The 10,225-nt window shown below is 67.9% G+C and carries 9 protein-coding genes; 5 read left to right on the top strand and 4 right to left on the bottom strand.

Features of this window, described 5'->3' with window-relative positions:
- Window positions 1-59: 59 nt before the first annotated feature.
- Window positions 60-626, bottom strand: coding sequence for a hypothetical protein (locus Aut01nite_RS23230; RefSeq protein ID WP_052164700.1), 567 nt, complete (start codon window positions 624-626; stop codon window positions 60-62).
- A gap of 24 nt (window positions 627-650) precedes the next feature.
- Window positions 651-1,226: a dihydrofolate reductase family protein gene (locus tag Aut01nite_RS23235; protein WP_043533895.1), complete on the bottom strand. Its 576-nt coding sequence runs from the start codon at window positions 1,224-1,226 to the stop codon at window positions 651-653.
- 84 nt (window positions 1,227-1,310) lie between these two features.
- Here Aut01nite_RS23235 and Aut01nite_RS23240 point away from each other — a divergent pair, with 84 nt between their 5' ends.
- Both Aut01nite_RS23240 and Aut01nite_RS23245 read left to right on the top strand, forming a co-directional pair.
- Window positions 1,311-1,886 carry a TetR/AcrR family transcriptional regulator gene (locus Aut01nite_RS23240; RefSeq protein ID WP_043533894.1) on the top strand — a complete coding sequence of 192 codons (576 nt, stop codon included), beginning with the start codon at window positions 1,311-1,313 and terminating at the stop codon, window positions 1,884-1,886.
- Between the two features lie 1,151 nt (window positions 1,887-3,037).
- Window positions 3,038-3,730: a hypothetical protein gene (locus Aut01nite_RS23245; RefSeq protein ID WP_152629168.1), complete on the top strand. Its 693-nt coding sequence runs from the start codon at window positions 3,038-3,040 to the stop codon at window positions 3,728-3,730.
- Window positions 3,731-4,303: 573 nt separating this feature from the next.
- Here Aut01nite_RS23245 and Aut01nite_RS23250 read toward each other — a convergent pair.
- Window positions 4,304-4,705 carry an Imm10 family immunity protein gene (locus tag Aut01nite_RS23250; RefSeq protein ID WP_043533893.1) on the bottom strand — a complete coding sequence of 134 codons (402 nt, stop codon included), beginning with the start codon at window positions 4,703-4,705 and terminating at the stop codon, window positions 4,304-4,306.
- 159 nt (window positions 4,706-4,864) lie between these two features.
- Here Aut01nite_RS23250 and Aut01nite_RS23255 point away from each other — a divergent pair, with 159 nt between their 5' ends.
- The gene (locus tag Aut01nite_RS23255) at window positions 4,865-5,086 is read left to right on the top strand and encodes a hypothetical protein (protein WP_043533892.1); all 222 of its coding nucleotides are present in this window, start codon (window positions 4,865-4,867) and stop codon (window positions 5,084-5,086) included.
- Between the two features lie 40 nt (window positions 5,087-5,126).
- Here the strand turns inward: Aut01nite_RS23255 and Aut01nite_RS23260 are convergent, their stop codons facing one another.
- A complete protein-coding gene (locus tag Aut01nite_RS23260) occupies window positions 5,127-6,692 on the bottom strand; it encodes a pectate lyase family protein (RefSeq protein WP_043533891.1) in 1,566 nt (521 codons plus the stop codon).
- A gap of 549 nt (window positions 6,693-7,241) precedes the next feature.
- Here Aut01nite_RS23260 and Aut01nite_RS23265 point away from each other — a divergent pair.
- Together Aut01nite_RS23265 and pntB are read left to right on the top strand one after the other, a co-directional pair.
- On the top strand, window positions 7,242-8,756 hold the full coding sequence (locus Aut01nite_RS23265) for a Re/Si-specific NAD(P)(+) transhydrogenase subunit alpha (protein WP_204037655.1): 1,515 nt from the start codon (window positions 7,242-7,244) through the stop codon (window positions 8,754-8,756).
- A gap of 2 nt (window positions 8,757-8,758) precedes the next feature.
- A complete protein-coding gene (pntB, locus tag Aut01nite_RS23270) occupies window positions 8,759-10,198 on the top strand; it encodes a Re/Si-specific NAD(P)(+) transhydrogenase subunit beta (RefSeq protein ID WP_043533890.1) in 1,440 nt (479 codons plus the stop codon).
- Window positions 10,199-10,225 lie beyond the last annotated feature (27 nt).

A 10,225-nucleotide genomic window follows, 5' to 3' on the forward strand; every position in this document is an offset into this window, starting at 1 on the left:
CGGATCCTCCCGGCGCCCGGCTGCGGCCGGGCAGAACCAGCCGGATCACCCGCGTCCGGTCAGCGGCCGAGCAGCCGCTCGAACGCCGGCCGGTTCACGCGACCGGCCTCACCGGCCAGCCACCCGCCCACCACCTGGGCGAACTCCTCGGCCGCGCAGATCACGATCGGGTAGCCGGCCGGGATGTCGAAGGTGACCCGTCCCGGCGTCGCCGGATGCACCACCAGGAACCCGCCCGCCTCCACCCCGGCCGGAAGGCGGTTCCGCCACGCCTGCACTGCCGCCGGGAAGTGCAGGGTCCCGCCGGAGGACGGCCGGCCGTCGCGCAGCAGATGCCCGTGCGCGTCGGCCGTGTAGTGCCCGGCTCTCCGCAGCTTGCCGTCCAGGAACGCCACCCGGTCGCCGACCAGCAGCGCATGGTCGACGTCCCCGTTGACGACACCCGGCCACGGCAGCGCGGGGAACGTCTTCGCCCCCGGCAGCCGGGCCGAGAACTGGTCCATCATCACCGCCGTGAGCCGTTCCCCGAGCATGCCGTCAGCGACCCGCCGCTCGTCGAACCTCGCGACGAGCTCGTCCGCCGACCCGGTCCGGAAGCCGGGACGGTCGTGCGATCGGCAGGACACCCCCGATCTTGAGAAGACCTGGGGCTACGGCGTACGCGTCCGGTAGTGCAGCACGACCACCCCGCTGGGCAGGGGAGTGGCGGCGGTCAGGGCGAACCGGTGCGGCCGGAAGCCGGTGGCGGCGAGCGGGATCCCGGAACCGGCCACCGTCGGGTTGAGCTTGACGATCAGCTCGTCGACCGCCGGCAGCAGCTGCCCGGCCAGGTCCCCGCCCCCGGCCAGCCAGATGTCCCGGCCCGGCTGCTGCTTCAGCTTCTCCACGAACGGCAACGGCTCCTCGGCGACGAACCGCACCTCCGGATCGGTGGAGGCGGGCAGCGAGCGGGAGAAGACGATCTGGTGCAGATGCGCGTACGGGCTGGTGATGCCGGCCTGCAACGCCGGCTCGTACGTGCCGCGCCCCATCAGCACGGTGTCGAAGACCTTGTTGGGTTCGTCGACACCCATCGCCGCCCGGCCGAGGGTGGGAAGGGTCTCCGGATAGTGCTCACGCATGTACGCCGGAATGTCGTCCTCGAGGACCAAGAAGTCCCACGACCCGTCCGGCGCGGCGATGAAACCGTCGATGGTGCTGGCAACGAAATAGACGAGCTTTCGCAAGGTGTACTCCCCGATCCTCAACCACTATGGATGTCGTGGTGGAAAACTACAGCACCTGTAGTGGTTGGTGCTAGCCTTTTCGTCATGGCCAAGAACCCGGACCGCCGCCGTGCACTCGCCGACGCCGGCCTGCGGGTGCTCGCCACCCAGGGCGCCCGCGGTCTGACACACCGCGCCGTCGACACCGAGGCCGACGTGCCCGCCGGCACCGCCTCGAACTACTTCCGCACCCGCGACGCCCTCCTCGGCGCCCTCGGCGAACGAATCATGGAACGCCTCACCCCCGACGAGCAGATCGTCGCCGAACTCGCCGCCCGCCCACCAACGCCGGACCTGTTCGTCGACTACCTGCGCTACATCGTCGAACGCACCACCCGCGAACCCGACCTGACCCGCGCCCTGATCGAACTGCGCCTCGAAGCCGCCCGCCGCCCCGGCCTCTCGGAGATCCTCGGCAACACTCTGCGCCGCGGTTACCGCGACGACGTCGCCTTCCACGCCACCACCGGCCTGCCGGGCGGCGCCTTCGAGATCGCCCTGCTCCACTACGCCATCGACGGCCTCCTCCTGGACATGCTCACCACCTCCATCGCCGCCGACACCACTCCCGACGAGGCCGTCACCGCTTTCGCCACCCGCCTGATCCCGCCATCCACTTGATCCCCTCATCCGCCTGGTCCCGTCACCTGCCTGATCCCGCCATCCGCCTGGTCCGTCACCTGCCTGATCTCCCCGCCCGCCGATCCCCGACAAAGCCGCGCACCCGAACTGAACTCCTCGATCCCGCGCAGAGAATATTCGTCATCTCTGACGACCATCCCGTTCAAGCCCGGTTATGCCCACGGATTACCCGCCACCTAAACCCGGTTCGCGATTCGTGAAACCCAAATCCCATGACCGAAATAACCGCAACCATCGCACGGTGACCCTCGCGAACCCGATCGGAAAAAACACCGAGACTCACCGAAACCATAATCCCGCAGCCGCCACATTCATTCATTGATCCCTGCCCGCAACCGGCCCGACCGGCCGTGACAAAACGCCGGACCATGTCACCGAAGGATGCCAACCACAGTCCTTCCGCGACCGATCCAGGGCACGTGGCCACCCTGCCGACCACTTCGCCCCCGGCAGTGCCCCGCCTGCCGTCAGCCACGGCACCGATCGCGTCATCCCGGTTGGGGCTTCTGCCCCGAGCCGAAGCAGCGCATGCCGTCTCCGGTCGTGTTGTTTCCTGGTAGGGGCCGTTGGCCGGAGCGCATACCGTCTTCGCTCGTGTCGTTTCTGTTGAGGGCCGCTGGCCGGGGCGCATGCCGTCGTCGGTCGTGTCCTCGCAGGCAGAGGGCCGTAGCCTAAGGCGGATACCGTGCCCGTCGGTGTAGTTCCGGACTCTGCAGCAACTGCCACAGCCCAGGGCATACACCGTGTCGATCGATTGGCCGCCAACTCGGCTGCTGAGATCAAGGCCCGCCCCGCTTTCGCCGGTCGCGACGTCGCCGGGCTTGCCGCGGATGGCACAAAGGCTGCCGACTGCAGAGACGTTCGTGCCGTTCGAGGACCTGATGTGACGTCCGATGTGGTGCGGGCGGAGGGCTTGGGGTAGCCACCACCAGCGCGACTTGGTGACTGCCACGGCGCTACCTGAAGCCCGTATCCCGCCGCGAGATGCTGCCGCCGCTGGGCCGGCGAAGGCGACCGGGTTCCGCGGGCCGTCATCGGCGTGCATGTCCTCGGGCGAAACCGAGTCTGCTTCCCCTGCAGCCGCTGGTATCGGTTCGCTGCTCCGGCTGCCGTTGCTGGGGTTGCTACCGATGTCGCTGCCCGACACCACGGGACAAGCGCCACCACCGCGCCTGCCGCTGCCGGTGTCGCTGCTACTGCTCCTGTTGCTGGTTTTGGTGCTGCTGCCGGTCTCGACCCGGGTGTTGGTGGGCGCGGTGCGGCAGTCGGTCGTTGCAGTGTTGCTGGCGGTGGTGGGGTCACTTGCTGCATTGGTACTGCTGCCGTTTCGGTTGCCGTTGTCCCTTCCGCTTCCGCCGCTGCTGCTACTGGTGTGGGCGCTGCCGCCGGTCTCGGTCCGAGTGTCGGTCGGCGCGGTGCGGCAGTCGTCGTTGCAGTGTTGCCGGCGGTGGTGGGGTCACTTGCTGCATTGGGACTGCTGCAGGGGGCGGTGCTGCTCGCTGCATCGGTACTGCTGCAGCTGCGGGTCGCCGGTGGCGGCGTGGCTGATGTCGCGAGCCGCCGTGCCGGTTCTGGGCTTGGTGTCGCTCGGGTTGGCGGGGCTGCGGGCGGTGAAGTGCTTGCCGTGCGGCATTCCGGCGGGTTCGTGGCGGTGGGCGGCGACACGGCACCGCTTTCGCGCAACCGCCGAAGTTTCTCGGCATGGCGCCGCTTCAGGCCCCAGTCACGGCGAATCTTGTGCTGACGCCGAAACTCGTCACGCTCGGGATCGTAATTCCGCGCCTTCGTCCGATCCCGCAAAGCCGCAGTTTCCGCCCGGCTGAACAATGACAGCTGCCCCATACGAATATTGTCCCAAACCCCAACCCGAAAGAGTAAGAAGTTGATCATTCCAATTATTTCGGGACGAGACGATTGGGGCTCTATCTGATGTCATGTCAAGTCCTCGGCATACCCGCGATAATCTTATTTTCGGCATTGCTCTCGAAGGGCCATCCATGCTCCCTACGTCAAAAGGGGGAAGGGCTGCGCCACGGCTCGGATCCACGATCCTTTCGGTCGTGGGTGCGTGAGGCGCTGGTCCGTGACGCCGAGTCGAGCGCGGCGGCAGTGGAGCCCGCGGCGTCGGATGGGCCGGGGAAGCCGAGTGCGTCGGCACGGTCTGCAGGAGGCCAGCGCATCGGAGGGGCCGGGGGAGCCGAGTGCGTCGGTAGGGCCTGCGAGAGCCCGCAGCGTCGGATGGGCCGGGGAGCCGAGTGCGTCGGCAGGGCCTGCAGGAAGCCGGCACATTGGAGGGAGCGGGGAGCCGAGGCCGCCGCCACGGACTCGCCCATGATCGTGACGTAAGCCGGCGAATCGGTCCGAGGAACTGGTACGGGCAGTCCGGTGGCCCGCGGTCAGAGGCGGAGAACGGCTGGCCGGGCGTCGGCGCGGCCGTAGATCAGGATGCGGCCCAGGTGGTCGCGCAGGACTTCGATGGAAGCGGGCGGCACGGCCAGACGGACCCGGATGGCGGTGTCGGTCAGGCCGAGGTCGTCGAGGGCGTCGGCGCTGACCTCGAGATGCAGGCGGTCACCGTCGATGGTCAGTTCACGGACGCATCCGTAGGCGGTGCCGTGGTTTTCGGTGACCAGGCAGTAGGTGTCCAGGCCCAGCCGCACGTCCTGATCGTCCGGAGGTTCCTGGCCGGCCTGGAAGATGAGCGCGCGCCCGGTGCCGTCGGCTCGCTCGGCGATGCCCGCGACGAGGCAGTCCTCGTCATCGACGCCTGTCACGTGCGCAACGAACTCGATCGGCATGGAATGCATTCTGGTGGGTGGCGGGGACGGGCCGTCCGGTGACCACCGCCTCAGCCCGGTGGCCGCGTTTCGGTCCGGTGTTTCGGCTCTCTCGCGTGGACTGTCACGGTTCCTTGCCGGCCCGTACAAAATCAAGATCTTGAACCGTAAGCTGCGGCGATGTCATTGAGGATCGGGGTTGACGGGCGGATTCTGGCGGGGCTCCATGAAGGGTCTTTCGTGCGTTTTCGGGATGACGCGGAGCAGACCGGAGGCTATCTGGTGCTGATCGTGAACGATCTCGTGGCGCCTACCGATGGGGCGGATTACTGGGTGGCGGATCGGGCGGAGCTGGAGAGATTCGCCGCGGATGCCGAGTGGCGGATCGCCTGGGGGGAATAGGGACCGCCCGGTCCAGAGGACTGGACCGGGCGGGCGGGGATCAGGCGAAGGTCTGGAATTCGGCGATCTTCGGGGTGCCGGACGAACTGGTGATCTTGAAGGTGAGCTTGGTCGTCGTGGTGGCGGGGATGCTGATCGAGCCGCCGCCGGTGCCGGAGGCGAGGACCGCGCCGGTGGCGCCGTTCAGCACCTGGTAGGCGCCGATGGCGGAACCGGAGGCCTCGACGATGTTGATGCGGGAGACCTTGGTGGCGGCGCTCCACTTGATCGAGATGTCGCCGGTGGCGCCGTTCGGGGACCAGATGGTGGACAGGTTGCCGTCCTTGACGTTGCCGTAACTGGTTCCGCCGGCCTTGCTCGAACCGTCCGCGCCGGCGCCGATGCTCAGGTTGGTGCCGCTGGGCGCGGTCGGCGTCGGGGAGACGGTCGGGGAGACGGTGGTGCTCGGCGAGGTCGTCGGGGACACGGTCGGCGAGACGCTAGCGGTCGGTGAGGTGGTCACCGAGCAGCTGCCGGTGGAGACCTTCAGGCCGGTGCCGGCGCCCGCGGTCGAGGCCACGATCGAGGGCACGCAGGACGCGTTGTCCGGGGTGAACGCGTACGGGATCGAGACGCTGGTGTTCGACGTGACGTTCGGGCCGGCCGGTTTGTTGTCGGTGCCGGGCGCGGACCAGGTCACGTTGTCGAAGATGTTGCCGGAGACCTGCCAGTAGCCGGCCGCGTCGGTGTAGAACGTGCCCAGCACGTCCTTCGAGTCCTCGAAGTAGTTGTTGTCCACCTTCGCCTTCGCGCCGGCCCGCGAGTTGATGCCGGACTCGTGGAGGTCGAAGTAGTGGTTGTTGTAAATGTGCGCGATGCCGCCACGCAGCAGCGGCGTACGGGAGTCGATGTTCTCGTACTTGTTGTGGTGGAACGTGATGAAGCCGTTCCCGGTGTCGCTCTCACTGGAGCCGATCAGGCCACCCCGGCCGGAGTTGCGCAGAATGCTGTAGGAGAGGGTGACGTACTGGGTGTCGTTCTTCATGTCGAACAGTCCGTCGAAGCCCTCCGACTCGCCGCCCGAGGCGATCAGTGTGGTGTGGTCGACCCACACGTTGCGGACCGTGCTCTCCATGCTGATCGCGTCGCCCCCGTTGGACAGCGGCGAGCCGGACTTCTTGACGTTCTTGACCGTCACGTTCTGGACGATGATGTTGCTGGAGTCCCGGATGTGGATGCCGAGCTGGTCGAACGTGGCGCCGGCGCCGACCCCGACGATCGTGACGTTGCTGATCTCCTTGAGCTCGATCCGGTCGGCGGCGGTGTTGCAGCTGGCGCCGGAGACCTTCGTGGTGTTGCCGTGGTTGATCGTGCCCTCGACCTGAATGATGATCGGGGTGTCGCTGCTGGCCCGGGTGCACAGTGCGGTGTGGATCTGGGTGCCGGTGGTGGCCTTGACCGTGGTTCCACCCGCGCCGCCGGTGGTGCCGCCGTTCTGGCTGGCGAAGCCGGTGGCGATGTTGGTGGCGGCGCTGGCGTTCTCCTGGGGGAGACCGAGGGCGATCGCTCCGGCCACGCCTGCGGTGCCGAGAACTGCGGAGAGTCGCAGCGCGACTGATCTTTTCATTCTGTTCACCTGTTCCCGCGCATGGGGATGCGCGCATGGGGGATGAGCGGAGGCACGAGTGGGGATGGCCACCGCGGAGCACTTCCAACAGCGGGAAAGCGCTTTCCTAAGGTTGCAGGTTAGAGTGGCTGAAGTAAATGTCGCAAGCCCTTGTCGGGCGTGTTGCCGATCGATATCCTTCCGATGCTCTTGATCACCCAGGGTTGTGATCCACCATGCCGACCACACATGAATCAAGTGGAGGCGGATCATGATTTGGTTGCGTGTGTCGCCGAGGGGATCCGGAGGGCGGCGTCTTCGACGGTCAGTGCCATCGGGCGTCGGGGGCGCGTGCCCGGGAGGTCCCTCGCGACACTGGGGGAAGAGTGGGCCTCCGGCCTGCGGTTGTCTCACCCGTGGTGGGAGGAGCGTGGTGCCGTCTCAAGTCACGGGACACGGGTGCATCGGCCTCTGGCCATATACGTACTGGTGAGTAACAATCACTCCACGTTTTGAACCGGCGACGTTCGTCGACCGTTTTCAAGGTCAACATCTACCGAGGAGTCGACGATGATCATCGGTGTACCGAGGGATCCGGACCCGGCCGAGCGCCGGGTCGCCGCGACTCCCGCCACCGTGACCCAGCTGGTCAAGCTGGGATACGACGTGGTCGTGGAGCCCGGAGCCGGCGCGCTGGCGTCCTTCTCCGACGAGTCCTACGCCGACGCCGGCGCGCGCGTAGGCGACCCCCTTTCCGCCGACATCGTGTTCGCGATCAACCCGCCGCCCGTGTCGCAGCGTGACAAGCTCGCCGAGGGCACCACCCTCATCGGCCTGCTGAACGCCCGCCTCGACCCGGACATCGTCGAGGACCTGGCCCGGCGGCCGATCACGGCACTCTCGATGGACGCGGTGCCGCGGATCTCCCGGGCCCAGTCGCTCGACGTGCTGTCGTCGATGGCCAACATCGCCGGGTACCGGGCGGTCGTCGAGGCGGCGCACGCCTTCGGCCGGTTCTTCACCGGGCAGGTCACCGCCGCCGGCAAGGTCCCGCCCGCCAAGGTGCTGGTGGCGGGCGCGGGCGTCGCCGGCCTCGCGGCCATCGGCACAGCCGGGAGCCTGGGCGCGATCGTACGAGCCACCGACCCCCGCCCCGAGGTCGCCGACCAGGTCCGATCCCTCGGTGGCGAATACCTGTCGATCGAGTCCGCCGACGTCGAGGTGTCGTCCACCGGCTACGCCAAGCAGATGTCCGACGACTACAACGACCGGGCCGCCCGCCTCTACGCCACCCAGGCGACCGAGGTCGACATCATCATCACCACCGCGCTCATCCCGGGCCGGCCCGCCCCGCGGCTGATCACCGCCGAGATGGTGGCGAGCATGCGGCCGGGCAGCGTCATCGTCGACATGGCCGCGTCCAACGGCGGCAACGTCGAGGGTACGGTCGCCGGCGAGGTCGTCGTCACCGCCAACGGGGTGACCATCATCGGGTACACCGACCTGGCCGGCCGGCTGCCGGCCCAGGCGTCCCAGCTCTACGGCACCAACCTGGTCAACCTGATGAAGCTGATGACGCCGGGCAAGGACGGGCAGCTCGTTCTCGACTTCGAGGACCAGGTGCAGCGGGGTATCACCGTGGTCCGCGACGGTCAACTGACGTGGCCGCCGCCGGCGGTGGCCGTGTCAGCGACACCCGTTGCCGAAAAAGCACCGGAAATATTAACAAAAGCGGACAAAAAGCGGCGGAATCCGATCGTGCCGATCGGGATCGGAGCGGCCGCGCTGTTCCTGCTCACCGCGCTGGCCCCGGCCGCCCTCCGCGGCCATCTCACGGTCTTCGCCCTCGCCATCGTGATCGGCTACTACGTGATCGGGCACGTCCACCACGCCCTGCACACCCCGCTCATGTCGGTCACCAACGCGATCTCCGGCATCATCGTCGTCGGCGCCCTGCTGCAACTCGGCCACGGTGACGACCTCGTGACCGGCCTGAGCTTCGTCGCGATCCTGCTGGCCAGCATCAACGTCTTCGGTGGCTTCGCGGTGACCCGCCGCATGCTCGCCATGTTCTCGAGGAGCTGACGATGACCATCGAAACGGCGGCGCAGGCCGCGTACATCGTCGCTGCTCTGCTCTTCATCCTGGCCCTCGCCGGGCTCTCGAAGCACGAGACGGCACGGTTCGGCAACGCGTTCGGCATCGCCGGGATGACCGTGGCGCTGGCCGCGACCGTCGCCCTGGCCATCGGCCGCGAGATCGACGGCACCGGGATCGCGCTGCTCGTGGTGGCGACGCTGATCGGCGCGGCGATCGGCCTCTACCGGGCCGCGAAGGTCGAGATGACCGGGATGCCGGAGCTGATCGCCCTGCTGCACAGCTTCGTGGGTCTCGCCGCGGTGCTGGTCGGCTGGAACGGCTACCTGCACGTCGAGGCGCACCTCGACGGCGCTGAGGCGGCGGTGCTGGAGAGCCAGGGCATGCTCGGCATCCACAGTGCCGAGGTGTTCATCGGCGTGTTCATCGGGGCCGTCACGTTCACCGGTTCGATCGTGGCGTACCTCAAGCTCTCCGCGAAGATCAAGTCGAGCCCGCTGATGCTGCCCGGCAAGAACGTCCTGAACCTCGGTGCGCTCGCGGTCTTCGCCGTGCTCACCGCCTGGTTCGTGATCGACCCCCAGCTGTGGCTGCTGATCGCGGTCACGGCCATCGCCCTGCTGCTCGGCTGGCACCTGGTCGCGTCGATCGGCGGCGGCGACATGCCGGTGGTCGTGTCGATGCTGAACAGCTACTCCGGCTGGGCGGCGGCAGCGGCCGGCTTCCTGCTGGAGAACGACCTGCTCATCGTCACCGGCGCGCTGGTCGGATCGTCCGGCGCCTACCTGTCGTACATCATGTGCAAGGCGATGAACCGCTCGTTCATCTCGGTGATCGCCGGCGGGTTCGGGATCGAGGCCGGACCGGCCGAGGACAAGGAGTACGGCGAACACCGGGAGGTCAACGCCGAGGGGGTCGCGGAGCTGCTGACCGGTGCGGATTCCGTGATCATCACCCCGGGGTACGGGATGGCGGTCGCCCAGGCCCAGCACGGCGTCGCCGAGCTGACCCGGATCCTGCGCGAGCGCGGCGTCGACGTCCGGTTCGGCATCCACCCGGTCGCCGGCCGCCTGCCCGGGCACATGAACGTGCTGCTCGCCGAGGCGCGCGTGCCCTACGACATCGTCCTGGAGATGGACGAGATCAACGACGACTTCGCGGGTACGGCCGTCGTGCTGGTCATCGGCGCCAACGACACCGTCAACCCGGCCGCCCTGGACGATCCGTCCAGCCCGATCGCCGGGATGCCGGTGCTCAAGGTGTGGGAGGCCGAGCAGGTGATCGTGTTCAAGCGGTCGATGGCCTCCGGGTACGCCGGGGTGCAGAACCCGCTGTTCTTCAAGGAGAACACCGCGATGCTCTTCGGCGACGCCAAGGACCGCGTCGACGACATCCTGCGGGCGGTCGCCGCGCTCCAACCGGCACGCTGACGCAACGAGGCCCCCGCCGGGTGTGGC

It is taken from the genome of Actinoplanes utahensis (genome assembly GCF_016862455.1).
Classification (GTDB): Bacteria; Actinomycetota; Actinomycetes; order Mycobacteriales; family Micromonosporaceae; genus Actinoplanes; species Actinoplanes utahensis.

What these genes read in the sequence shown, in the direction of transcription:
- Aut01nite_RS23240 (WP_043533894.1), top strand. Translation starts at nt 1,311, where the DNA reads ATGGCCAAGAACCCGGACCGCCGCCGTGCACTCGCCGACGCCGGCCTG.
- Aut01nite_RS23245 (WP_152629168.1), top strand. Translation starts at nt 3,038, where the DNA reads ATGTCGCTGCCCGACACCACGGGACAAGCGCCACCACCGCGCCTGCCG.
- Aut01nite_RS23250 (WP_043533893.1), bottom strand. Translation starts at nt 4,705, where the DNA reads ATGCCGATCGAGTTCGTTGCGCACGTGACAGGCGTCGATGACGAGGAC.
- Aut01nite_RS23255 (WP_043533892.1), top strand. Translation starts at nt 4,865, where the DNA reads ATGTCATTGAGGATCGGGGTTGACGGGCGGATTCTGGCGGGGCTCCAT.
- Aut01nite_RS23260 (WP_043533891.1), bottom strand. Translation starts at nt 6,692, where the DNA reads ATGAAAAGATCAGTCGCGCTGCGACTCTCCGCAGTTCTCGGCACCGCA.
- Aut01nite_RS23265 (WP_204037655.1), top strand. Translation starts at nt 7,242, where the DNA reads ATGATCATCGGTGTACCGAGGGATCCGGACCCGGCCGAGCGCCGGGTC.
- pntB (WP_043533890.1), top strand. Translation starts at nt 8,759, where the DNA reads ATGACCATCGAAACGGCGGCGCAGGCCGCGTACATCGTCGCTGCTCTG.